General features: G+C 69.8%; 17 protein-coding genes. 10 read left to right on the top strand and 7 right to left on the bottom strand.

The window, feature by feature from the left end; translation table 11 throughout:
• Positions 1-26 precede the first annotated feature (26 nt).
• Complete coding sequence (locus RM788_RS06225; RefSeq protein ID WP_315930540.1) at positions 27-848, bottom strand: alpha/beta fold hydrolase; 822 nt, start codon at positions 846-848, stop codon at positions 27-29.
• 180 nt (positions 849-1,028) lie between these two features.
• Entirely contained in the window at positions 1,029-1,157 is a 129-nt protein-coding gene (locus RM788_RS06220; RefSeq protein ID WP_315930539.1) for a hypothetical protein, read from the bottom strand.
• A 577-nt stretch (positions 1,158-1,734) separates the two neighbouring features.
• On the opposite strand from RM788_RS06220, the gene RM788_RS06215 reads away from it, so the two are divergent.
• From RM788_RS06215 to RM788_RS06195, 5 genes are read left to right on the top strand one after another with little or no spacing between them, the layout of a single operon-like run.
• Positions 1,735-5,745 carry an amino acid adenylation domain-containing protein gene (locus RM788_RS06215; RefSeq protein WP_399345371.1) on the top strand — a complete coding sequence of 1,337 codons (4,011 nt, stop codon included), beginning with the start codon at positions 1,735-1,737 and terminating at the stop codon, positions 5,743-5,745.
• A gap of 15 nt (positions 5,746-5,760) precedes the next feature.
• The gene (locus tag RM788_RS06210) at positions 5,761-6,708 is read left to right on the top strand and encodes a pseudouridine-5'-phosphate glycosidase (protein WP_315930537.1); all 948 of its coding nucleotides are present in this window, start codon (positions 5,761-5,763) and stop codon (positions 6,706-6,708) included.
• Positions 6,705-7,382 carry an HAD family hydrolase gene (locus RM788_RS06205; protein WP_315930536.1) on the top strand — a complete coding sequence of 226 codons (678 nt, stop codon included), beginning with the start codon at positions 6,705-6,707 and terminating at the stop codon, positions 7,380-7,382. Before RM788_RS06210 ends, RM788_RS06205 begins: the two co-directional genes overlap by 4 nt.
• Complete coding sequence (gene upp, locus RM788_RS06200) at positions 7,379-8,059, top strand: uracil phosphoribosyltransferase (protein ID WP_315930535.1); 681 nt, start codon at positions 7,379-7,381, stop codon at positions 8,057-8,059. The genes RM788_RS06205 and upp overlap by 4 nt, the downstream gene beginning before the upstream one ends.
• Before the next feature lie 14 nt (positions 8,060-8,073).
• Positions 8,074-8,982 (top strand): EamA family transporter, encoded by a 909-nt coding sequence (locus RM788_RS06195; protein ID WP_315930534.1) that lies wholly within the window; start codon positions 8,074-8,076, stop codon positions 8,980-8,982.
• An 89-nt stretch (positions 8,983-9,071) separates the two neighbouring features.
• Here RM788_RS06195 and RM788_RS06190 read toward each other — a convergent pair whose 3' ends face one another.
• The 4 genes from RM788_RS06190 to RM788_RS06175 all read right to left on the bottom strand — a co-directional run bounded on the left by RM788_RS06190 (position 9,072) and on the right by RM788_RS06175 (position 11,557).
• Positions 9,072-9,515: a hypothetical protein gene (locus RM788_RS06190; protein ID WP_315930533.1), complete on the bottom strand. Its 444-nt coding sequence runs from the start codon at positions 9,513-9,515 to the stop codon at positions 9,072-9,074.
• Between the two features lie 274 nt (positions 9,516-9,789).
• On the bottom strand, positions 9,790-10,359 hold the full coding sequence (locus RM788_RS06185; RefSeq protein WP_315930532.1) for a YdcF family protein: 570 nt from the start codon (positions 10,357-10,359) through the stop codon (positions 9,790-9,792).
• An 81-nt stretch (positions 10,360-10,440) separates the two neighbouring features.
• Positions 10,441-10,854, bottom strand: coding sequence for an ATP-binding protein (locus tag RM788_RS06180; protein WP_315930531.1), 414 nt, complete (start codon positions 10,852-10,854; stop codon positions 10,441-10,443).
• 169 nt (positions 10,855-11,023) lie between these two features.
• Positions 11,024-11,557 carry an ATP-binding protein gene (locus tag RM788_RS06175; RefSeq protein WP_315930530.1) on the bottom strand — a complete coding sequence of 178 codons (534 nt, stop codon included), beginning with the start codon at positions 11,555-11,557 and terminating at the stop codon, positions 11,024-11,026.
• Positions 11,558-11,944: 387 nt separating this feature from the next.
• On the opposite strand from RM788_RS06175, the gene RM788_RS06170 reads away from it, so the two are divergent.
• From RM788_RS06170 to RM788_RS06160, 3 genes are read left to right on the top strand one after another with little or no spacing between them, the layout of a single operon-like run.
• Positions 11,945-19,372 carry an RHS repeat-associated core domain-containing protein gene (locus tag RM788_RS06170; RefSeq protein ID WP_315930529.1) on the top strand — a complete coding sequence of 2,476 codons (7,428 nt, stop codon included), beginning with the start codon at positions 11,945-11,947 and terminating at the stop codon, positions 19,370-19,372.
• Between the two features lie 4 nt (positions 19,373-19,376).
• The gene (locus tag RM788_RS06165) at positions 19,377-19,847 is read left to right on the top strand and encodes an immunity 26/phosphotriesterase HocA family protein (protein ID WP_315930528.1); all 471 of its coding nucleotides are present in this window, start codon (positions 19,377-19,379) and stop codon (positions 19,845-19,847) included.
• 22 nt (positions 19,848-19,869) lie between these two features.
• A complete protein-coding gene (locus RM788_RS06160; RefSeq protein ID WP_315930527.1) occupies positions 19,870-20,790 on the top strand; it encodes a Dyp-type peroxidase in 921 nt (306 codons plus the stop codon).
• Between the two features lie 93 nt (positions 20,791-20,883).
• Here RM788_RS06160 and RM788_RS06155 read toward each other — a convergent pair whose 3' ends face one another.
• On the bottom strand, positions 20,884-21,660 hold the full coding sequence (locus RM788_RS06155) for a hypothetical protein (protein ID WP_315930526.1): 777 nt from the start codon (positions 21,658-21,660) through the stop codon (positions 20,884-20,886).
• A 281-nt stretch (positions 21,661-21,941) separates the two neighbouring features.
• Between RM788_RS06155 and hisD the strand changes: the two genes are divergently transcribed.
• Positions 21,942-23,267 (top strand): histidinol dehydrogenase, encoded by a 1,326-nt coding sequence (gene hisD / locus RM788_RS06150; protein WP_315930525.1) that lies wholly within the window; start codon positions 21,942-21,944, stop codon positions 23,265-23,267.
• Between the two features lie 51 nt (positions 23,268-23,318).
• On the top strand, positions 23,319-24,638 hold the full coding sequence (locus RM788_RS06145; protein ID WP_315930524.1) for an ABC transporter substrate-binding protein: 1,320 nt from the start codon (positions 23,319-23,321) through the stop codon (positions 24,636-24,638).
• The last annotated feature ends 2 nt before the right edge of the window (positions 24,639-24,640 follow it).

Genomic DNA, 24,640 nt, shown 5'->3' with positions numbered 1-24,640 from the left:
GCCCCTGAGCCCGCAAGCGCTGTGGTCTACCTCTGGGTGCTGGTCGCCTTGTTGGAACCAAAGGGTTCCAGCCGCTGGAGGAACTCGGCCAGCAGGACGTTGACCTGGTCGGCGTGGGTCAGCGGTGGTGTGTGCGCGGCGCCGGCGATGACGTGGACGCGATCGGCTCCGGGCAGTCGGTCGCGCAGCGACTCCATCCGGTCGCGCGGCAGGGAAACGTCGTGCTCGCCCCACATCAGCAGTACCGGGCAGTCGATCCCGCCGAGCCGGTCGCTGACGTCGTCGCGCTCCAGCAGGCAGTCGGCCGCCGAGCCCAGCGGCAGGGCGGTGTTCCTCCAACGCTCACGCCACGCCTCACGCCGGTCGCTGTCCCCGAGCAGTTGGGTCGAGAGCGGCACGGTCAGGTCGTCGATCGGGCCGTGCTCGGCCAGGGCGTCGAACATCGCCCGGTAGCCGGTCTTGTCCTCGGGGTGGCAGGCGGTTGCCTCGGTGTCCCACAGCACCAGCCCGGCAACCCGGTCCGGGGCGAGCAGTGCGACCCGCAGTGCGGTGAACCCGCCCTGGCTGACACCGCCGACCACGGCCTTGTCGATGCCGAGGTGGTCGAGCAGGCCGAGCACGTCGCGGGCCTGGTCCCAGTAGGTGTACGGGGTTCCGGTGGTGTCGGGGGTGGCGCCGTGTCCTCGCGCGTCCCAGGCGAGGACCCGCCACCGCGGGCTCACGGCGGCCGCCTGGGCGGTGAAGATGCTGCTGTCCAGGAAGAAGCCGTGCCCGAGGACGAGAACGGGTCCGTCCCCTCCGGAGTCGGTGTAGTGCAGCGGCAGGTCGTTGATCATCGCGACGGGCATGGTCGGCGGAGTCCCCCCGTATCGGCGGACGACGGTGCGGTCCGCTCGGAGCGCACCGTCGCACAGCGGCTGTTCGTGTCCCAGTGGTAGTACGGGAAGTCGCCGACGTCCGGGTCGCGTTCCTGGAGTGCGCTCGTCCGGGGGCGATGTGAGCCGCCCCCGGACGAGCGCGCATCCGACTCAGATCTGGGACGTGGTGGTGTGCGGCTCCTGCCCATCCGCCTCGTCCAGCACCTGCTGCTCGATCTCGGACAGCGTCAGCGCAACCGTGTCATCGGTGTCCGCGGAAGGTGTGTACTCGCCACCCATGTCGGGTCTCCTCGTGTCGCCTGTCGTTGCGGAGCGAACGCCGCCTGGTTGGCGGCTACCCGCCGCAGGCGGCCGACTCCACAGGTCCACTCATGCGGGGGACCCCTCGCAGTGGGGTGATGCCGCGACCACACTCGCCGCCTTCGCCTCAGCAGAAGCCCTCGCGCTCGGCAAAACGCCAGCTCAGCGCAGTACCGCGTGACCGCGCAATCGCTCTGGCGGTTCTCTGCGCGGAGGTGCATCACAGACCGATACTTCCGATTCCGGCCGCGAAAGTTCCCTACCAGGAATGCCGCCAATGTGAAGGACATTGCGCAATTCCACGAAGTGTTCCCGGGCACGTAGCGCAACGTTGTTGACGGTCGACAGAGTCGTCGGTACTGTAGAAAACAGCCTGCAAGGCAGCGCCACTGGGGGTGCATGTCGAGCCTACTCATCCTTACCGCGCGCGGTGAGGATGCGATTCTTGTGCCGATTTCAGCAAATCTGCCAATCGGTTGGTGAATCGGAGTTCCGGGCATCGGTGACGTCGGGTCTGGGTGGTCTCGGCGTGGTGAAAAATGGGGGATTTTCGGAAATGCCATATGGACACGATGTGGTCGACCTGTTACTTGAACAGGTGAAATTGCGTGAAAGGCGTCCCGCTGTGGTATGCGGTGACGAAGTCCTGAGTTTCGGCGAACTGGCGGGTCGAAGTTCGCTGCTGGCCGACCACTTGCAAGCGGTCGGCGTTTCTCCTGATGACAGCGTCGGGTTGTTCGTCGAACCCTCGGTGGACCTCATGGTCGGTGCCTGGGGAATTCTTTTCTCAGGCGGAGCTTATCTCCCCCTGTCTCCGGAGTACCCGGAGGAGCGTCTGCGCTACATGATCGCGGACTCCCGGACGAAGGTCGTCTTCACCTCCGACCAGCTCAAGCCGCGCTTGGCCGAACTGTGCCCGCCCGGCGTGCTGATCGTGACCCCGCAGGACGTCGGAAGCGCCGCACCAGCGGGTTCGTTACCGCTGAGAAGCCCGAACGCCGGCCAGGACAGGCTCGCGTACGTCATCTACACCTCGGGCAGCACGGGCAAGCCGAAGGGGGTGATGATCGAGCACCGCAGCGTCGTCAACCAGCTGCTCTGGCTGGGTGACGAACACGGACTGGCCGATGACAAGGTCGTGATCCAGAAGACCCCGATGAGTTTCGACGCCGCGCAATGGGAGATCCTGGCCCCTGGTCGGGGCGCGACGGTGGTCATGGGAACTCCGGGGATCTACCGCGACGCCGAGAAGCTGATCCAGGTCATCGTCGAAAACCGGGTGACCACGCTGCAATGCGTACCCACCTTGCTCCAAGCGCTTCTGGACACGGAACTCCTGTCCACGTGCGATTCGCTCACGCAGGTGTTCAGCGGCGGCGAAGCGCTTTCGAGGACGTTGGCCTCACATTTCCTCGACGTCATGCCGGACTGCGAGCTCGTCAACGTGTACGGCCCGACGGAATGCACGATCAACTCGTCGTCCTTCGTGGTGGACCGGGCGTCGATCGACAGCTATCCGCAGTCCATCCCCATCGGGCTTCCCGCCCGTGGAACGACCTATCACGTTTTGGACGACGCGGGCGACGAGGTGCTGGACGGGGAGGTCGGCGAACTGCACATCGGCGGAACGCAACTTGCCCGCGGCTACCTGCACCAGCCCGGTCTGACCGCCGAAAGATTCATTCGGGACGGGTCGCTCTTCCGCACGGGCGACCTGGTCTACCGGCACCCGGACGGCACGGCGCAGTTCGTCGCGCGCACCGACAACCAGGTGAAACTGCGCGGCTTCCGCGTCGAACTCGACGAGATCAAGCTGGCCATCGAGACCCACGACTGGGTCAAGGCCGCCAGCGTGCTGGTGAAGGACGACCAGCACACCGGGTTCCAGAACCTGATCGCGTGCGTCGAACTCAACCCCGCCGAAGCGGCGCTGATGGACCAGGGCAACCACGGCGCGCACCACCAGTCGAAGGCGGGCAGGCTCCAGGTCCGGGCGCAGCTGTCGAACCCGGGGGTGCGGGCCGACGATCTCGCGGGCAGGTCGACCACCGCCCTCGCGGGGGCGTCCCCGGCGGTGAGGCAGCGCACGCAGGCGTTCACCCGCAAGTCCTACCGGTTCTACGAGGGCGAGGCGGTTCGCGAGGCGGACCTCCTGCGACTGCTCGGCCGTCGGGTCACGGGTACCGGCTCACGGCACGTGGGCGAGGTGGGCCTCGCCGAGTTCGGCGAGATCCTGCGCTACTTCGGCAGTCACGTCGGCGAGGAGCGGATCCTGCCGAAGTACGGCTACGCGTCACCGGGCTCGCTCTACGCGACGCAGCTCTACCTGGAGATCAACGGGATCGGCGACCTGGCGTCCGGCGTCTACTACTACCACCCGTTGCGCCACCAGCTCGTCCTGATGAGCGCGCGGCCGCAGTCGGCCGACGCCCACGTGAGGATCCACTTCATCGGCAGGCTGCGTGCGATCGAGCCGGTCTACCGCAACAACATCGTCGAGGTGCTGGAGATCGAGACGGGCCACATGGTCGGCCTGTTCGAGGAGGTCCTGCCGGAACACGGCCTGGACATCGTCGCCCGCGAGTACGCGCCCGCGGTGAAGGACTCGCTCGACTGCCTGCCGGACGACTACTACCTCGGCACGTTCGAACTGGTGCCCTACAACGGTCACCGCGAGGAGCACGTCGACCTCTACGTCCAGGCGCATCCGGGGCGGGTCGCGGACCTGCCGTCGGGCCAGTACCGCTACGCCGACGGGCGGCTCACCCGTTTCGCCGACGACATGGTGCTGCGCAAGCAGGTCATCGCCATCAACCAGGCCGTGTACGACCGCGCCGCGTTCGGGGTGACGGTCGTCAGCCGCACCGGGACGGGCTGGCTGCGCTACATCGATCTCGGCCGGACGCTGCAACGCCTCTCGATGAACGACGTGCACATCGGACTCATGTCGTCCGGGTACAGCTCCAAGAGCGGCGACGACCTCCCCTCGGCGCGCCGGATGGACGCGATCCTGCGGGCCAACGGCGAGGACTCGGGCCCCTCGTACTTCTTCGTCGGCGGCCGGGTCACCGACGAGCAGTGGCGCAGCGAGGGGATGAAGGAGGACGTGGTCCACATGAAGGGCCCCGCCGAGCTGATCAAGGACGACCTGGTCACCCTGCTGCCCGACTACATGATCCCCAACAAGGTGGTCGTCTTCGACTCGCTGCCCCTGACCGCGAACGGCAAGATCGACGCCCAGGCGCTGCACGCTTCCAGCCTGACGGAGGCGGGCCGGACGGACCGGCCGTTCGCCGCGCCGCGGACGGGCACCGAGCGCCGTGTCCTCGCGCTGTGGAAGAAGCTCATGCGCCGCGAGGTCGTGTCGACCCTGGACGACTTCTTCGAGACCGGCGGGAACTCCCTCATCGCGGTGGGACTGGTCAACCGGATCAACCGCGCGTTCGGGAGCTCGTTGCCCCTCCAGGTGCTGTTCGAGGCGTCGACCGTGCGGGACCTCGCGCGCCGCCTCGACGACGAGCACGCCGCCACGGCGTCCAGGTTGGTGCCACTGGTCGAAACGGGGACGGGCGGGCCCGTGTTCTGCTGGCCCGGTCTCGGCGGCTACCCGATGAACCTGCGCACGCTCGCGGCCGCGGCGGCGTTCGGCAGGCCCTTCTACGGCGTCCAAGCGCACGGCATCAACCACGGTGAGGACCCCTACGGCACGTTCGCCGAGATGGCCGCGGCCGACGTAGCGGAGATCCGCCGTGTCCAGCCGTCCGGGCCGTACACGCTGTGGGGCTACTCCTTCGGGGCCCGGGTGGCGTTCGAGACGGCCTACCTGCTCGAGGCGGCGGGGGAGACCGTGGAGAACCTGGTGCTCATCGCGCCGGGATCGCCCAAGGTCGACGGGGGCGGCCCGACGGGCGACGTCGGCTACCACGACCCCGCGTACGTGACGATCCTGTTCTCGGTCTTCGCGGGCGCTGTCACCGGTCCCGCGGTGGGCCGGTGCCTCGCCGCGGCGGTCGACGACGAGACCTTCGCGGCGTTCGTCTGCCGGGAGTTCCCCGGACTCGATCGGGACCTGGTCCTGCGGATCACCCGGATCGTGGCGCGGACCTACCGGTTCAAGTACACGTTCGCCGAATTGGCCGAACGGCGGATCACCGCGCCGATCACCATCCTCAAGGCCGCGGGCGACGACCGGTCGTTCATCGAGGCTGGCGGCGCGCACGACCCGCGCTCAGCCACTTTCACCACGCTTGCGGCCGATCACTACAGCGTGCTCAAGGAACCGGACATCAGCGAGCTGGTGGCCGCGATCAGCCGCATCGGCGCCGAACGAGAAGAGGACATCGTGCCCCACGTCAACATCAAGCACTTTCCCGTGCCGCTCACCGACGAGCAGGAGTTCGAGCTGGTCATGGCGGTGAGCGCCGCGGTGGCACGTGCTTTCGGCTGTGACGAGGGCGTGGTGTCGATCGCGCTCGAGCCGGTGGAGAAGCAGTTGTGGAACGACAACGTCTACGTGCCCGAGATCGTGAACCGCAAGAACCTGCTGCACAAGTCGCCGAACTACTGACGGAACAGGTGAGCAATGCCGCTCCAACCCACCGGAACCATTCCGCTCGTCTATAGCCAGGAAGTCTCCGACGCCATCAGCGACGGCGCTCCCGTGGTGGCGCTCGAATCCAACGTCATCACCCACGGCCTTGACTACCCGGACAACGCCGCCACCGCGCGCAAGGTGGAGGCCGCCGTCCGCGAAGGCGGATCCGTCCCCGCGACGATCGGCATCGACGACGGTCGGATCCTGATCGGGTTCACCGACGAGGACGTCGAGCGCTTCGCCTCGACCCCCGGCGTCCCCAAGGTCAGCAGCCGGGACATGTCCCTCGTACTGGCGAAGGGCGGGCTGGGCGCGACGAGCGTGGCGTCGTCGCTGGTGGCCGCCGAACTCGCGGGCATCCGCTTCTTCGCCTCGGCGGGCATCGGCGGCGTGCACCGCGGTGCCGAGACGACCATGGACGTGTCCTCGGACCTGATCCAGTTCACCAGGTCGAAGGTCGCGGTGGTGTGCGCGGGCGCGAAGAACATCCTCGACCTCAAGCTGACCATGGAGTACCTGGAGACCCAGTGCGTGCCACTGGTCTCCTACCGGTCCGACGACTTCCCCGCCTTCTACTGCGTCTCCAGCGGGCTGCGCAGCCCGCACCGGGTCGACGACGCGGTCGAGATCGGCCGCGCGATCGAGTTCCACTGGGCGCTGGGCGGTGCGGGCGGGTTCCTGATCACCACGCCGACGTCGGCGGAGGACGCCATCGACGAGGCCGAGGTCGAGGGGGTGATCGCCGAGGCCACGGCCGCGGCCGCGCGCGACGGCGTGCACGGCAACGCGATCACCAAGTACCTGATGCGCGCGGTCGACCGGGCCACCGAGGGCCGGTCGGCGAAGGCGAACATGGCGGTGCTGATCAGCACCGCGAGGGTCGCGGGCACGCTGGCGGCGGCACACGCGACCGTGATCTCGGAGGCTGTCCGATGAGGCGCGCGGTCGTGTTCGACCTCGACGGGACGCTGGTCGACACGCCGAGCGGCATCGTGCGCGCGTTCACCGCGGTGTTCGCCGAGATCGGCGCGCCGCAGCCGGGTGACGCGGCGATCCGGGCCACGATCGGCCGCCCGCTGAGCGAGGCGTTCGGGGGCCTGCTCGGCAGCCCGACCGACGACGCGCTGGTGGCGGAGTGCGTCCAGCGGTACCTGGTGCTCTTCCGGGAGATCGTGCTGCCCGTGGCGCCGACCCTGGTGTTCCCCGGTGTGGTGGACGGTCTCGGTGTCCTGCGGGACGCGGGATTCCTGCTCTCCGTCGCCACGAGCAAGTTCTCGGCGAGCGCCGAGGCGCTGCTGGAGGCCGCCGGCCTGCGGTCGTGGTTCGACCTGGTGGTCGGAGCCGACCAGGTGAGCAAGCCGAAACCGGATCCCGAGATGGGGTTCGCGGTGCTCAAGGCGCTGGGGGTGGCCGCGGCGGACGCGGTGGTGGTCGGCGACACGACGCACGACCTGCTGATGGCCAGGGCGTCGGGCATGGACTCGATCGCCGTCACCTACGGCGTGCACGACGTGGACCGGTTGCGGTCCGCGGAGCCGACCTGGATCGCGGAGGACTTCGGCGACGTGGTCGCGCACGCGAGCCGCACCACGGAAAAGAGCGAGGCATGACGCGCACGACGGCCGCACCCATCGACGGCTACCTGGGGAAGTCCCTGTTCCCGCTGCCGCAGACGAATCAACTCCGGGCGTTGCACACCGTGATCCGCGACCGCGACGCGAGCCGCCAGGACTTCGTGTTCTACTCGGAGCGGATCATCCGCCTGCTGGTCGAGTCGGCGCTCGACCTGCTCCCGTTCGAACCCCGTGACGTCCGGACTCCCGTGGGAGCCGTGTACCGGGGGTTGGACTTCGCCGCGGATCTCGTCGGCGTGCCGGTCGTGCGCGCCGGGGAGAGCATGGAAGGCGTCCTGCGCGAGGTGTGCAGGTCGATCCGGATCGGCAAGATCCTCATCCAGCGCGACAAGGTGACCAAACTCCCGCACCTGTACTACTCGGCGCTCCCGGCCGACATCTCCCGCAGGCACGTGCTCCTGCTCGATCCGATGCTGGCCACCGGGGGGACGGCGTTGGAAGCCATTCGAGTGCTCTTGGAGCACGGTGTGGCGGAGGAGCGGATCATCTTCATTAACCTGATCACCGTGCCCGAGGGCATCACGGCCGTGTGCGAAAGGCACCCGGCCGTGCGGATCGTCACTTCGGCGATCGAGGAGAAGCTGAACGAGAACGCCTACATGCTTCCCGGCATAGGCGATTTCGGCGACAGGTTCTTCGGTACGGACAAGTAGGACAGGGGCGTTCGGTGGGGAAAAATCGTCTGCTGCTCGATTCCGGGTTGACCGCCTTGGCCCCGGCGATCTGGGGCAGCACCTATCTCGTGACGACGCAACTGCTGCCACCGGACCGGCCCCTGCTGGCCGCCACGGTCCGGGCGCTGCCCGCGGGCCTGGTGCTGCTGGCACTGGGTCGCGTCCTGCCGACCGGCCTGTGGTGGTGGCGCGCGCTCGTGCTGGGCACGCTCAACATCGGCGCGTTCTTCTTCCTGCTGTTCGTCGCGGCCTACCACCTGCCCGGTGGGGTGGCCGCGCTGGTCGGGTCCGTGCAACCGGTGCTCGTCCTCTTCTTCGCCGCGCTGCTCCTGCGGGACCGCGTCACGCCGGTCCACTTGGTGGCCTGCGTGCTCTCGTTCGGCGGTGTGGCGCTGCTGGTGTTGAAGTCGACCGCGAAGCTGGACCTCGTCGGCGTCGCGGCAGCGCTGGGCGGGGCGGTCTGCATGGCGGCCGGCATCGTCCTCACCAAGCGGTGGAAGCGCCCGGTGGGCGTCCTGCTGTTCACCGGCTGGCAGCTGACCGCGGGCGGTCTGGTCCTGCTGCCCGTGCTGCTGCTGGTCGAGGGGCTGCCCACGACGATCACCACGACGAACGCGCTCGGCTTCGGCTACCTGATCGTGTTCGGCTCGCTCTTCGGCTACTCGATCTGGTTCCGGGGCACCGACCGGCTACCCGCCATCGCGATGTCGTTCCTCGGCTTCGTCAGCCCGATCGTCGCCACCGTTCTGGGCTACGTCTTCCTCACCCAGAAGTTGACGATCGTGCAGTTGCTCGGCGCCCTGATCCTGATCGGCGCCATCGCACTGGTGCAGTTCAACGCCGTCAAGCAGCAGACGACGGCCGTCGGGCCCCTGCCGGGCGAGCCGTCGATCAAGGTGTGACCGTGTTCGGTCTCCGGGTCATCGAGGATCCGGAGACCGGCTGTCCACGACGCGGCGACCCCATCACGGCTCCGGCCCGTGTCAGCACGTCACCCGCAGCGGTCGCGGTGATCCTGGGCGATCGGCTGTGGCGCGGTCATCCCGGTTGAACCGGGCGCCGGCCGGCCGCTCTCGGAATCGCGGGGCAAGGTGCTGTCCACCGGCCAGGTCGTGACCTCCGCGACGACCTCGGCCACCGTTCCCACCACCTCGCACAGCAGGTCCGGGCGGCAGGCGAGGTCGAGCGGGTCGCCGTCGACCTGCAGGGGGTCGTCGGCGCGGTAGGCCTCCGCGTCGTTCTCGCTGTAGACCAGGACGACATCGGACACCCCGCGCCAACTCCGCCGGTAGTGCAGGGCCGTGGTGTTCCCTCGCGCGCCGAAGAGGCGGCCGCCGCCGAAGCCGATCCGGCGCAGCAGGTGCAGCGCGTCGATCGGGTCGACGCGACCGGGACCGGTGGTCCCGGAATCAGGGGTGCGTTGCGAAATCCTCACGAGCCGCCCCGAGTGCGGAGGAGTGTGGCCTGCATCGGCACATAATCCGTTGACAACGGGCCTGTGACGGGGATGTACCGCGTTACCCACCCGATTGAGTCAGTCGACTTCCGTCGCCGCTCACCCTGCGTCGCGCCATACCGCCGATCGGACCGCACAACGGCGGTCTGGCGACAATCGGTTGTATTCGGACTTCTGCGCACGTCCGGTATTCCAAGGCATTCCTGATCACGCCGCACACCAGGATGCCTGACACCGATACCAGAGCGACCGTCTACCGCGAGACTTCCCGTTCCTCGGTCTTGAGGACGCGCAGCGTCCAAAGCCCGTACAGGGCCAGCAGCGGTTTGCCGATCATCCACTCGCCAAAGCGGTACTCGTCCGCTCGCACGAGCCTCTCGGCAAGATCAGGGCGCTGCCGCCGCAAGTACGCACGGGCCTTGAGCGCGTGAGCCGGTTGGGAGACGATCTTGATGCGGTCCACGTCATCGAGGAGCGGGATCACGTTCGTGATGTTCTCCCACGTCGTCGTGCTCTCGTCCTCGAGGAGCACCGTGCCGTCGAGCCCGAGCACCGACTTCGCGTAGTCGGCCATCAACCGGGCCTCCGCGGCTCCGCTGCCGGTGACACCACCGCTGAAGATCACGCGCGTGGCTCGCGAATCGCCGGCGGAACGGATTCCGGCGCGAACCCGCCAGCGGTTGACGGAGTTCGCCGTCGGTTGCGGATTCCGGTAGCCCAGCACGACCACGGCTTCGGATGAGCCGGTGCCGCTCCCGACGAGGGCGCGGGACCAGCGCCAGTTCAGCCACTCACCCCAGACCAGGAACGCGGCCCCGGCCACCGCCAGTCCCGTTCCCCGTCGCATGTGGCGACTCCAGGACGCCGCGGTCCGGTGTCTTCCTCCACGGGTGGGCGCGGAGTCCTAGGGGATGGGGATGCGTCCCCAGACGATTTTGGCGTCCTCGTCGTTGCGCACACCCCAGTCGGTGCAGAACGCCTCGACCATCTTCATGCCGTTGCCCCGTTCGGGAGCGATGCGCGACACCCCGACCACCGGCGAACGCTCAGGCGTGGCGTCGCGGACCTCCACGACGAGTTCGGCGCCGCGTCCGTCGTGGACCTCGCGGCGCAGCCACAGGTGGCGGGGCTGGTCGGCGTGGTCGCAGGCGTTGGCGGCCAGTTCCGTGGTGACCAGTTGGACGTCGTGCACGAACGTCGAGTCGTACCCGGTGAGGATCTCGGCGATGTGGTCGCGGATGGCGCGGAGGTTGTCGCACCGCAGCGAGGTGTCGATCTCCACCCGGTTCGGTTCGAGGGTGTGATGGCGATCTGTCACGGGAGGAGGGTTTCCCGCCGAGGCGGGAGGTATTCGCGATTGCCCCGTCCGGCCGATCGGCGAGCCGTGCGGCGCTCGTCGGACCACGTGGCCGATCGCCGCCGGACTTCCCGTGGCGGGAGGTCCGGCGGCGTCAGGAGCCATGACGTGCATTGCCGGACGCGCACCGCTAGACCAGGCGCATCGAGGCCCAGACCGTCTTCGTCCGCCCGGACTGGAGAATTCCCCACGAATGCGACAGGGCTCGCACCAGCCGCATCCCCCGGCCTCGGTGGGAGGCCGTGGAGGAGCGGTCGAGCACCGGGAGCAGTTCGCACGAGCCGTCCAGGACTTCGATCACCACTTCGCCAAGACCCGACCGCCCCGTGCTGTCCGGGGCCGGGTAGCCGGTGACCGTCACCCCGCACGGGGCCAAGGCGTGCTCCAGGGCGTTGGCCAGCAGTTCGGTGGCCACCATTTCCACGTCCTGCACCACGTCCCGGTCGGACCGGTGCAGCACTTGCTGCAACCGGTGCCTCACGACGGCCACGTCGTGGTGGGAGGTCACCGACATGGCCACCAGCACACCGCCCTTCGCGCCCTGCACCGGTTGGTAGGCAGCACTCCCCGGCATCCGCGGCGCTGCCGGGGACACGGTCCGCACGAGCGGCGTGTCGGCGGAAACGGCACGCCATGAGCGTGCTTTGAGGTCGGATTCGGCCATCGTCGTGCTCCTAACGTCCACCACCAGGAGGAGGTGCGTCCCGCGTCCGTCGGCCACCAGCGAGGTCGGTGGCCGACGTAGCCGGGATACCCGAAAAATCATCGGGTCACCCCTGGTCATCGGAACGGGTGACATCACCCGATGGGGAGCGGTGATGGCCCGGTACGCCAGACCGGTGACAGCGCGCGCTGGGCCGATCGGCGCGCTCCTGGCAAGTGGCGAATCGGTGTGGCGGCCGTTCGGTCGTGCCCCGCTGGGCTGTCCGGTTTCTTCTGCCGCGCCGCGCATCGGAGTCCCGCAGTCGATCGGCCTGACGGCGTTACGCGGCGACACGGGGGTGCGATGGACTGATCGGTATACCGACGCTGTGCCGGTCAAGGAGACCCAGTGCGCCAGAAACGACGCTTACCCACCGTCCTGCTGGCAGTGCTGGCGGTGGTCTCCTCGACGGTCACCGCCGTCGGTGCCCCCGCACAGGCGACACCGGCACCCGCCCCCGCGCGGGTCGCGGCCCCCTTGGCCGATCCGCCGCCGGGAGCCTCCTCCTACGCCTACGACGCCGCGGGCAGGCTGGTCGGCGTCGTCGCGGCCGACGGGGCGATCGCCCGCTACACCTACGACGCGGCGGGCAACATCCTGTCCGTCGACCGGTTGGGCACGCCCGCGATCGCCGTGCTGTCCGCCGTCCCGAGCCGGGTGCGCGCGGGGGACGTGGTCACCCTGACCGGCAAGGGCTTCGGCACCACGGTCGCGGCGAACACCGTCAAGATCAACGGCACCACCGCGACGGTCAAGACCGCGGCCGCCGACAAGCTCACGGTCACCGTGCCCGCCGCCGCGACCAGCGGTCCGGTCACCGTCACCACCTCGGCCGGGACGGCGACGCTGGCGGGCGTCACCGTCATCGCCAACGACAAGCCGACCATCTCCGGTTTCACCCCGACCACCGCGCCCGCCGGCACTGTCGTCACGCTCGCGGTGACCAACCCCGACCCGGAGTTCGCCAACAACCTGGTGCGGATCAACGGCATCCTCGCCGCCGTCACCGCCAGGACCGCGACCACCCTTACGGTCACCGTGCCGCCGGGCGTCGGCAGCGGCACCGTGCAGCTGAGCACCCCGGCGGGCACCGCCACCAGCACCGCCGTCCTGGTCGTGCCCCCGGCGCCCGCGACCCCGGCCGAGTTGGACACCGCCGCCTCCATCCCGGTCGGCACCGCCACCCCGGTGCCGGTCGCCGCGGGCAAGTACGCGCTCCGCTACTTCTCCGCCGCCGACGGCGAGCGGTTCGCCGTGCAGCTCGACGGCGGCACGTTCGGCTACTGCGGCCTGGACTCGTGGGCGTTCGACGAGCGCAACAAGCAGACGGGTTCGGCGAACTGCGTCGGCGGGTCCGGCTGGATCGAGCCAGGCCCGAAGACCGGCGCCGGCCTGCGCTCCCTGCTGGTGCGCAACACCTCCGGCTCGGCGGGCACCACGAACGTCACGATCCACAAGGTGCCCAACGACCTCGCCGCGGGGGCGCAGTCGCTCGCGGGAGTCGCGAAGACCGTCACGGTCGCCAGTCCCGGCCAGAACGCGTACACCACGTTCACCGGGGCGGTGAACCAGCGCGTGCTGATCCAGTCGTCGGGCGCCTCCCCGGCGTTCGGCTGCTGCGGGCTGAACTGGTGGCTGGAAGCCCCCGACGGCACCCGTGTGGGCTCCACGCTGTACCCGAACTACACGCTCAACACCACGACCCTGACCCAGGCGGGCACCTACAAGATCTGGATGGATCCGTCCGGTGCCGCCGTCGGCTCGCTCACCTTCACCGCCTGGACCGTTCCCGCCGACCTCAACGCGGGCGCCCAACCGCTCGACGGCACGGCGAAGACCGTCACCATCGCCGATCCGGGCCGCAACGCCTACACCACGTTCGCGGGCACGGTCGGTCAGCGCGTGCTCATCCAGTCCTCCGGCGGGTCCCCGGCGTTCGGGTGCTGCGGGCTGACCTGGTGGCTCGCCGCCCCCGACGGCACGCGGGTCGGCAGCACGTTCTACCCGAACTACACGTTGAACACGATCGCGTTGCCGCAAACGGGTACGTACAAGGTGATCGTGGACCCGGACAACGCGTTGGTCGGCTCGCTGACCTTCGCCGCCTGGACCGTTCCGGCCGACGCCGATGCCGGTGGGCTGCCCCTGACCGGTGCCGCGAAGACCGTCACGGTCGCCAGTCCCGGTCAGAACGCGTTCACCACGTTCGCGGGCACGACAGGTCAGCGCGTCATCATCCAGTCGTCCAACGCCTCGCCGGTCTTCGGTTGTTGTGGTTTGACGTGGTGGTTGCAGGCGCCGGATGGCACGCGGGTGGGCAGCACGTTCTACCCGAACTACACGTTGAACACGATCGCGTTGCCGCAAACGGGCACGTACAAGGTGATCGTGGACCCCGACAACGCGCTGGTCGGCTCGATCGACCTCGCCGCCTGGGACGTCCCCGCCGACGCCGACGCGGGCACCCTGTCGCTGTCGGGCACGGCCAAGACCGTCACGGTCGCCAGCCCCGGCCAGAACGCGTTCACCACCTTCGCGGGCACGACAGGTCAGCGCGTGCTGATCCAGTCGTCCAACGCCTCCCCGGTCTTCGGGTGTTGTGGTTTGACGTGGTGGTTGCAGGCGCCGGACGGGACGCGGGTGGGCAGCACGTTCTACCCGAACTACACGCTGAACACGATCGCGTTGCCGCAAACCGGCACGTACAAGGTGATCGTCGACCCGGACAACGCCTTGGCCGGCTCGATCGACTTCAAGGCGTGGACCGTCCCGGCCGACGTCGACGCGGGTGCGCAGGCGCTCGACGGCACCACCAGGACCGTCACGAACTCCACCCCCGGCCAGAACGGCTACAGCACCTTCTCCGGCACCGCCGACCAGCGCGTCATCATCCAGTCCTCGAACGCGTCGTCCGTGTTCGGCTGCTGTGGTCTGACCTGGTGGTTGCAGGCGCCGGACGGGACGCGGGTCGGCAGCACGTTCTACCCGAACTACACGTTGAACACGATCGCGTTGCCGCAAACCGGCACGTACAAGGTGATCGTCGACCCGGACAACGCGCTGACCGGCTCGATCGACTTCAAGGCGTGGAACGTCCCCGCCGACGCCGACACGGGCACCCTGCCGCTGACCGGCGCCACCAAGACGATCACCGTCGCCAACCCCGGCCAGAACGCCTACTCCGGCTTCTCCGGCACGGCGGGCCAGCGGATCGTCTTCCAGTCCTCGGCCAGCTCGCCGGCCTTCGGCTGCTGCGGCATGAACTGGTGGGTCACCGGCCCCGACGGCAACCGGGTCGGCTCCACCCAGTACCCGAACTACAGCCTGGACATCACCCTGCCCACCACGGGCGCCTACAAACTGGTGGTGGACCCCAACGACGCCCTGGTCGGCGGGAGCACCTTCACCGCCACCGTCACCGCCGGGCTCGCCGCCGTCGCCCCCGCGCCGCCTCCGCCCGCCGCGGCGAACCCCGTCGCGGTCGCGAAGACCGAGCCGAACTACCTGCGCGCGGACGTCGACAAGCCCGCGCGGATCAGCACCCCGCCCAACCGCGAGACCGTCGTCGCCACCGACCCGGACTCGCCCAACGCCGCGACCCCGCTGCCCGACGGCGACCCGCGCACCTCGGCCGCGTGGAAGCCGGACGCGGGCAGCCTGGCGGGCAACGACTGGCTGACCCGCCGAGCCGACCCCGGCCCGGTCACCGACCTGGTGGCGGACAAGGGGATCACCGCCGTCAGCGGCCACGTCCGCGGCCTCGACGGCGCCCCGCTCGCGGGCATCCCCGTCCGCGTGGACGACGTCCGCACCACCACCGACGCCCAGGGCCGGTTCCTGGTCCGCGGCGTGCGCCCCAACGCCACGACCGTGATCGTCGACGGGTACGCCGCGAAGACCGAACCCGCCAGGTACGGCACCTTCCGCATCCGCGCGAAGGTCGTCGCCGGGGCCACCACCGCCCTCGACGCCACCGTGTGGCTGCCGAGGCTGGACACCAGGCACACGCAGAAGCTCGACGCCCCCACCTCGCGCGAGACCGTGCTCACCACCCCGGACATCCCCGGTCTGGAGGTGCGCGTCCCGGCCGGGTCCGTGGTGCGCGACATGGACGGCAACGTCGTCCGCGAGCTGGGCATCACCGCGATCCCGCTCGACCGGGCTCCGTACCCGTTGCCGCGCAACGGGATCGTGCCGGTGTACTTCACCGTCCAGCCCGGCGGGGCGACGATCTTCCCGCAGGGCGCGAGCGTGGTGTACCCGAACTACACCTCGCTGCCCGCCGGGTCCGAAGTGGAGTTCTGGAACTACGACCCGCTGGACAAGGGTTGGTACGTCTACGGCCACGGCAAGGTCAGCGCGGACGCGCGCCAGGTCGTGCCCGACGACAAGACCAAGCTGTGGACGTTCGACGGGGCCATGTTCAACACCGGCGGCAACCCCAAGCCGGACAAGCCGTGGTGGCAGGACCTGATCGACAAGCTCTCGGGCGACCCGGTCGACCTGTCCACCGGCCTGCTCACCGACAGCCACACCGACCTCGGCCTCGGCGACACCCTGCCCGTCACCCTGACCCGCCAGTACTACCAGGGCGACAACCACAGCCGCGAGTTCGGCCTCAACTCCGGCTCCGACTTCAACCTGTTCCTCGCCTCGGAGCAGCAGTACCAGGAAGTCGACGTCTACACACCCGGCGGTGGCCGCGCCCACTACGTGCGCACCTCACCGGGCACCGGCTACTCCGACGCCGTCTTCGGCGCCGTCGGCTCACCCGGCAGGTTCACCGGCTCCACCGTCGCGCAGGTCAACGGCGACTGGGTGCTGAGCCTGCGCGACGGCACCAAGTTCTTCTTCCCCTGGTACTCCCGCGCCCGCGCCATGCAGGACCGCAACGGCAACCAGGTCACCTTCACCCGCACGGGCGGCAGCAACGGCGAGGTCTCGCAGATCACCTCGCCCAGCGGCCGGTGGATCTCCTTCGAGTACGACGCCTCCGCGCGCGTCACCCGCGCCTTCGACAACATCGGCCGCCAGGTCCTCTACACCTACGACACCGGCGGACGCCTGTCCACCGTGACCGACGTCGCGGGCAAGGTCTCCACCTACACCTACGACACCGCCAACCGCATCACCAAGATCACCGACGCCAGGGGTGTTGCCTACCTCGACGTCGTCTACGACGCCAACGGGCGGGTGCAGCGGCAGAACCTCGCCGACGGCGGCAATTACCAGTTCGCCTACACCCTCAACGCCGCCAACGAGATCACCGAAACCCGCGTCACCCAACCCAACGGGTCCGTCCGCCGGGTGGTGTTCGACGCCAACCACATGGTGTCCACCGACACCGCCGCTTACGGCACCACGCTGGCCCGGACCACGACGTACGTGCGCGGCACGGACAACCGAGTCGACGCTGTCATCGACCCCTACGGCAGGCGCACCAACTACACCTACGACGCCCAGCAGCGCGTCACCGCCGTCACCGAGCTGGTGGGCACGGCAGACCAGGTCGTCTCCGAGCAGGTCACCTACGGCCCGTTCGACCAACCGCTGACCACGAAGGACCCGGCGGGCAAGACCACCACCTACACCTACGACGCCAAGGGCAACCCGCTCACCGCGACCAACCCCGCCTCCCGCAAGACCACCATGGCCTGGAACTCCGCGGGCCAGGTCACGACCGTCACGGCCCCCGGTGGTGCCGCCACCACGTTCACCTACGAGGCGGGCGCGGCCACCTCGGTCAAGGACCCGCTCGGCCGCGTGACGAAGATGTTCGTCGACGCGGCGGGCAGGCGCGTCCAGGAGACCGACCCGTCCGGCGCGGCGACCCTCACCGCCTACGACGCGCAGAACCAGCCGGTGAAGGTCACCGACCCGCTCGGCGGCGTCAGCCAGTTCGCCTACGACGCCAACGGGAACCTCACCACCTACACCGACCAGCGCGGCAAGACCACCCGGTGGGCCTACGACGGCCAGGACCGCGCGACCTCGACGACCGATCCGCTCAACCGCACCTCGACGGTCACCTACGACCCGGCCGGCCGGGTCACCGCGGCGGTCAGCCGCGCCGGGGTCCGCACCGAGGCCACCTACGACGCCCTCGACCGGTCCACCAGGACCCGCTACGGCGTCACGAGCGCGACCGCGCAGCAGTCGCAGGCCACCCTGGCCTACGACGCCCTCGACCGGCTCGCCACGGTCACCGACAGCGCGGGCGGCACCACCACCTACGCCCACGACGCCCGTGACCGCGTCACGTCCACGACCGGTCCCAACGGGACGGTGGGCTACGGCTACGACGCCGTGGGCAGGCAGACCACCACGACGCTGCCCGGTCTCCCGACCACGACCTACACCTACGACGCGGCGGGCGCCTTCACCGGCGTCACCCGCGGCACCGACAGCGCCACGATCACCCGCGACACGGCGGGCCGACCCGCCACGGTCACCCTGCCCGGCGGCTGGGCGCAGACCCTCACCTACGACACCGCCAGCCAGGTCACCGGCATCGCCTATAGCCAGGCGGGCACGGCCAAGGGCGCCCTAGCCTACACCTACGACGCCAGTGGTCGGCGCACCGCGGTCACCGGCGCCCTCGCCCAGACCACCCTGCCCGCCGCGCGCACGGGCCTGACCTACGACGACGCCAACAAGCTGCTCACCACCGACGGCGCCGCCCTCACCTACGACGACGACGGCAACCTCACCGCCGACGGCACCACCGCCTACACCTGGAACGCGCGCGGCCAGCTCACCGGCACCAGCCGCACCGGCCTGACCGGCACCTACGCCTACGACGCCGCGGGCGACCGCAGCAGCCGCACGGTCGGCGCGACCACCACCAAGTTCCTCTACGACGGCACGAACGTCGCCGCCGAACTCGACGGCGCGGGCGCGCTCTCGGCGTCGCTGCTGTCCGGGGGAGTGGACCAGTGGTTCGGCCGCACCAAGGCCGGGGTCACCGACACGACCCTGACCGACGCCCTGGGCTCGGCGATCGGCTTCGGCCGCGCCGACGGCACCCTCGCCGCCAACCAGGCCTTCGACCCGTTCGGCGTGCCGACGGCCACCGGCGACAAGCGCGGTTCCGACCTGTCGTTCACCGGCCGCCAGGACGACGGCACCGGGCTCGACCAGTACCGGGCCCGCTACTACAGCCCGAGCCTGGGCCGGTTCATCTCCGAGGACCCGATCGGCATCTCCGGCGGCAGCAACCTCTACGCCTACACGCAGAACTCGCCGACCAACCTGACCGACCCGTCGGGCAACAACCCGTTGGTGGGCTGCCTGGTCGGCGGGCTCATCGGCGGCGGGCTCGACTACGCGGGACAGCGCCTCGCCGGCCGCAAGGTCGACTGGGGCTGGGGCGGCGTGGGCGGGGCGGCCGCGGGCGGCTGCGCGATGGGCGCCCTCGGCGGCCTGCTCGGCGGTCTGGGCAAGGGGATGCCCGCCCTGCCGGAGGCGCTCACCGTGGGCCGCAACGCCGACAAGGGCGTCGACGTCTACAAGGGGATCAAGAACGGCAAGGACGTATACTCGGGCATCACGAACAACCTGGCGAACCGCACCGCGCAGCACGGCAGCAGGTTCGACTACCTCCAGCGGGTCACCGCGCAGGGCGGGGTCACCCGCGGGGAGGCGCGGGCGATCGAACAGGCGCTGATCAACCGCAGCCAGGGCCTCAACAAGATCAACAGCATCAGCCCGAGCCACCCCTACTACCAGCAGGCCGTGAACTGGGGCAACGCTTGGCTGCGCAGGAACGGATTCTGACCGGATGAACCTCATCGCGGGCCGCGGCTCGCGCAAAGCACTGCTGGCCGGGGACGTGTTCACCCTGCGGGTGGAAGACGGCAGGCACCTGTTCGGCCGGGTGGTCGAGACGGGCATCGACGAGGACCGCGCGCCGATGCCCGACTCGAACCTGGTCTACGTCTACGACGTGGTGGCCGACGGGCCCGACGTCGACCCCGGACGCCTGACCACGGACGCGCTGCTCCTGCCACCGCTGTTCATCAACCGCCTCCCCTGGTCGAAGGGCTACTTCCGGACCGTCGCCCACACCGGACTCGCACCCGGTGACGTGCTGGAACGCCACTGCTTCGAGGTCTCACCCGGCGGCCGCTGCGTCGACCTCGACGGCAAGCCCACGACCAGGACCGAACCGTGCGGGTTCTGGGGCCTGGCAGGTTACGGCCTGGTCGACCGCGAGGTCAGCCGCGCCCTCGGCCTGGCCGTCGAGGAATGACGCCCACCCCGGAGGTCCACCGGTGACCTGCCCGTCCCGTCGGGTGTTCCTCACCGGTGCGGCCGGGCTCGCGCTGCTGGCCGCCCTCGGCGGCTGCGCCGACGACCCGACCGCACCCGAGGACCCGCCCGGCCTGCACCCTGCCCTGCGCCGCCCGCGCCGGGCAGGCGCCGTGGCGTTCCTGCGCGGTGGCGGGAACACCCGCGAGGCGCTCCTCAGCCTGCGCGGCGAACCCGGTGTCCTGGTCGGCCTGGGCCCGGCACTGGCACCGGGCCTGTCCGCGATGCCGCCGTTCCCCGGTGAGGTGCTGCTCCCCGAACGCGCCAACCCCGACGCCTTCCTCCAGGTCGAGGGGGACGACGACTGCTCCGCCCGGCTCGACGCCCTGCTGGCCCGCGTCCCCGCCGAGGTCGCCTGGCGCACCGCGGTCAGCCGTGACACCGTCGACCAGGCGCCGTCGCTTCCGTTGCAGCGCAACCCGTTCGGCTTCGTCGAGGGGCAGACGAACACCCCCGACGTCCTGCTCCCGGACGGGAGTTCGCTGCTCGCCGTCCGGGTGATCCGCCTCGCGCACCCCCTCTGGGACGCAGACACCCCCGAGGTCCGCACCCGCGTCATCGGCCGCCACCCCGACGGCACCTGGCTCGACGGCACCGCGCCCACGGGCACCCCCGACTTCGCCGCGGACCCCGACGGCGCCACCACCGCGCTGGACTCCCACGTCCGCACGATGAACCCCCGCACCCCCGGCACCGCGGCCCCCGTGATGCTCCGCCGCTCCTGGGTCCACGAGGGCGGTGGCGACGACCGCGGCGTGGTGTTCATGGCTTTCCAGAAGGACTTCACCACCGGTTTCGCCCGCGCCCAGCAACGCCTCACCGCCGACGCCCTGCACCCCTACCTGCTGGCCGTCGGCGGCGGCTACTTCTCCGTCCCCGCCTGAACGGGGATCCACCGGTCGACCGCGTCGCCCTCGATCCTCACGAACGTGCCCCGCACCACTGGGAACGCCCCGGTCCCGGGCTGCCGGAGTCGGTCACTGGTTGAGCTGCGACCACCTGGGACTGCCGAACGTGACGGTGGGCAGGGGCTGGTGATTGGCCGAGTACCACTCCAGGATGGCCTCGATGGTCGTGCAGTCCACCTTCGTGCGGGTGTTCGGGCCGAAGGACTTGACCAGCGGGGCGGGCCAGAAGCTGATGACGCTCGTCCCGGTCGGGTGCTCGGGATCGACCATCGGCCCTTGGATCGCCTTGCCGGTCGCCATCACCACGTGGTCCAGGCCGCCGAACAGGACGATGTCGCCGGGGAGGGGTTTGCCCGCCGAACTGCTGGGGTCGTAGGCGGTCAGCGCATCGCCGGTCAACCGGTGGATCAACTCGGCCTCGAAGTCGCGAGGTCTGCTCGAGTAGATCGCGCGCAGGCTGTCGGTCGTGGTGACCTGTCCGTCCAGCACGGCCGCGAGCAGCACGACCTCCCAGCAGTTCACCGTGGTGCCGGGCGCGAAGTCGAACTTGTCGACGTCGCCGTTGACCAGCGACACGAAGGCGTTGTTGCCTCCCGGACCGGAGGGCACCCAGGTCATCGTCCGGTCGTCGTCCGCCAGTCTCCTCAACGCGCCGAACGCGGTGAGTTGCGCCTTGACGATCGACGCGGCTTCCGGCAGCGCCCCGGTGGTGCCGCGCAGCACGATCCGGCACGTCAGCAGCGCCACCTCCTCCGACGCGTTCTTGACGACCTCCCGGTACTCGTCGGTCTGCTGGATCTCCTTGTCGGTGACCCGCTGCTGTCCGGCCAACTGCGAAAGCTTCATCCTCGGCTCCGTTCGACGTAGGTGATCACCAGGTGGAGTCGCCCTCGGCCGAACGTCGTTACACGCGAACACGAATGCGTGACCACGACTGGGCGACATGGTCGGTGCGCCCGGTGCGCTCACGGGTAGCGGTCCGGCATCGGTGACGCCCGACGGAGCGGAGGCGAGCCGAAGGCGTGGAGTCCGGTTCCGACCGCGGGTTCCGGCGCCACGGCAGGCCAGTGTGAACAGCAGCCGGCCGGTGTATTGCCACAACCTGCGTCGACACTTAGTGTATGCGTATGCATTTGAGCGACGCGGACAAGGTGAAGATCGGTGGCGGCCTCGTGGTCGTCAAGGAACCCGCGGGATCCGGCGGCCCTGTTCGGCGCGATCCGGAGGTCGTCGCCAAGGTCTCCGAGATGCTGGGTCGGATCGAGCGCGAGGGCCTGGACGCGGTCCTGCGCTACGCGGTCGAACTCGACGGCTACGAGGGGCGCTCGCTGGAGGTGCCCGCGGCCGAGGTGGCCCGCGCGGCCGACCAGTTGCCCGCGGCGCTGCGCGAGGCGCTGGACGCGGGTGCCGAGCGGACGCGGCGGTTCGCCGGGATGCAGCGCGCCCGCCTGGTCGACTTCGAGGAGGAGGTGGTGCCCGGTGTCGTCTGCGGGCAGCGATTCATCCCGGTCGACAACGTGGGCGCCTACCTGCCCGCGGGCAGGTTCCCGCTGCTCGCGAGCGCGTTCATGACGGTGGGCGTCGCCCGTGTCGCGGGTGTCCGCAACGTCGTGTCCGCGACGCCGCCGTCGCTCAACGGGCGGCCGCACCCCGCGGTGCTGTACGCGGCGAGCATCACCGGCGCGGACTCCGTGCACGCGGTCGGCGGGGTGCAGGCGTTGGCCGCCATGGCCTTCGGCCTGCTCGACGGCGAGCCCGCCGACGTGATCGTGGGCGCGGGCAACGCCTACGTCGCCGAGGCGAAGCGCCAGCTCTACGGCCGGGTCGGCATCGACGTGCTCGCCGGGCCGTCCGAGGTCGCGGTGATCGCCGACGACACGGCCGACGCCGCGCTCGTCGCCTCCGACCTGCTCGCGCAGGCCGAGCACGGTCCGACCTCGCCCGCCGGCCTCGCCACCACCTCCGAGCGGCTCGCGAGGGAGGTGCCGCGGCAGATCGAGAAGCAGCTGGCCGGCCTGGCCACCAGGGACATCGCGGGCGCGGCCTGGCGCGACCACGGCTCGATCTACCTCGTCGAGGACCGCGAGACCGCAGCGCAGGTCATGAACATCCTGGCGCCGGAGCACCTGGAGGTGCTGGCGGAGGACCTGGACTGGTGGCTGGAGGCGCTGCGCAACTACGGCTCGCTGTTCCTGGGGACGTGGTCGACGGTCGTCTACGCCGACAAGGGGATGTCGGGGACCAACCACGTGCTGCCCACCGCGCGCGGCGCGCGGCACACCGGGGGGTTGTCGGTCGCGGGCTTCCTCAAGCAGGTGACGTACCAGCGCGCGACGCGGGAGTCGACCAGGATCCAGGCGGAGCCCACCGTCGCGGTGTCCGACTTCGAAGCGCTCGTCGCGCACCGCGACAGTGCGCAGCTCCGCCTGGACCTGATCGACGCCCCGGAGTAGTGCATACGTATGAATAATCCACGATCCCCTTTGGACGGCAGGAGTCCCGCGATGCCCAGACCTCGCACCACCGCGGTAAGAGCGCTCGCCATCACCACCTCCGCAGCCCTGCTGCTCACGGCCTGCGGCGCCGGGTCGCGCACGTCGTCCTCGACCGCGGCCCAGGTCGAGTGCGACTTCCCCGCGCCCTCGAAGGCCACCACGGTCAACGTGCTGGCCTACAACTCCTCCGCCGTCGACCCGTTCACCAACACGATGGTGAAGAGCTGTTCGAAGAACCAGGTGACCGTCAAGCACGAGCCGATCGACTTCGGCGGCCAGGTGCAGAAGACCACCGCGACGCTGGCGGGCGACACCGGGACCTACGACGTCCTCGAGACCTACAGCTTCATCGTCCCGAAGTACGCCGCGGAGCAGAAGCTGAAGCCGCTCGACGACTACGTGGCCGAGTTCGACAAGGAGTACGGGCTCAGCGACATCAACAAGGCCATGCGGCAGGCCATGTCCTACGACGGCAAGCTCTACGGCCTGCCGATGCAGGCCCAGATGTACGTGATGGCCTACCGCAAGGACGTCTTCGAGTCGCTCGGCCTCAAGCCGCCGACGACCTTTGCCGAGCTGCGGGACGTCGCGGGCAAGATCCAGCAGGCCGGTCAGATCAAGTACCCGGTCGCGCTGCCGCTGCTCGCGAGCGCCGACATCGCCACCGCGTACGACGCCGCCCTCGGCTCGCTCGGCGTCGACTACGTGGACTCGGCCACGATGACGCCGAACTTCGACAAGCCGGAGGCCGCCAAGGCGTTCGACGAGCTGCGGTCGCTGGCCCCGTTCATGAACCCCCAGGTCACCACGTTCGACCAGCCCAGGGTGCAGCAGCAGATGTACAACGGGTCGGCGGCGATCGCGATCATGTTCTCCGGTCGGATGAACGACCTGACGCAGGCGTCCAACAGCAAGCTCTCCCAGCAGTTCGCGTTCGCGCCCCCGCCGGCCGTCGAGGGCGGTGACGTCCTCTACAACACGCTTTCGGTGGATGGCTGGTCGATTCCGGCGAACGCGGCCGCCGATCCGAAGATGCTGTTCGAGATGATCGCCTCCTCGGTGAGCGCCGACGCGTCGAAGGCCTCCGTGCCCGCCGCGTACCCGGCGCGCGACGGCATCGTCACGGCGGGCAGCAGCCCGTACGCCGACGCGGCGAAGGAGTCGATCGGCAAGGCCCCGCCCGCCGAGCCGTACCCGTGGACCTCCCGCATCGCCAACGACACCCGCACCGTGGTCGCGGACGTCGTGCTCGGCAACACGCCGGTGGCGGAGGGCACCGCGCAGATGCAGCAGATCGCCGCGAAGATCCTGGCCGAGTACAAGAAGTAGCG

The sequence above is a fragment of the Umezawaea sp. Da 62-37 genome (assembly GCF_032460545.1).
Lineage (GTDB): Bacteria > Actinomycetota > Actinomycetes > Mycobacteriales > Pseudonocardiaceae > Umezawaea.
The sequence above is the reverse complement of the archived record's forward strand: the minus strand, read 5'-3'. Positions and strand labels throughout refer to the sequence as shown.

Coding starts and splice junctions, on each gene's coding strand:
- RM788_RS06220 (WP_315930539.1), bottom strand. CDS start 1,157: ATGGGTGGCGAGTACACACCTTCCGCGGACACCGATGACACGGTTGCG.
- RM788_RS06205 (WP_315930536.1), top strand. CDS start 6,705: ATGAGGCGCGCGGTCGTGTTCGACCTCGACGGGACGCTGGTCGACACG.
- RM788_RS06210 (WP_315930537.1), top strand. CDS start 5,761: ATGCCGCTCCAACCCACCGGAACCATTCCGCTCGTCTATAGCCAGGAA.
- RM788_RS06175 (WP_315930530.1), bottom strand. CDS start 11,557: ATGGCCGAATCCGACCTCAAAGCACGCTCATGGCGTGCCGTTTCCGCC.
- upp (WP_315930535.1), top strand. CDS start 7,379: ATGACGCGCACGACGGCCGCACCCATCGACGGCTACCTGGGGAAGTCC.
- RM788_RS06155 (WP_315930526.1), bottom strand. CDS start 21,660: ATGAAGCTTTCGCAGTTGGCCGGACAGCAGCGGGTCACCGACAAGGAG.
- RM788_RS06215 (WP_399345371.1), top strand. CDS start 1,735: ATGCCATATGGACACGATGTGGTCGACCTGTTACTTGAACAGGTGAAA.
- RM788_RS06165 (WP_315930528.1), top strand. CDS start 19,377: ATGAACCTCATCGCGGGCCGCGGCTCGCGCAAAGCACTGCTGGCCGGG.
- RM788_RS06225 (WP_315930540.1), bottom strand. CDS start 848: ATGCCCGTCGCGATGATCAACGACCTGCCGCTGCACTACACCGACTCC.
- RM788_RS06145 (WP_315930524.1), top strand. CDS start 23,319: ATGCCCAGACCTCGCACCACCGCGGTAAGAGCGCTCGCCATCACCACC.
- hisD (WP_315930525.1), top strand. CDS start 21,942: ATGCATTTGAGCGACGCGGACAAGGTGAAGATCGGTGGCGGCCTCGTG.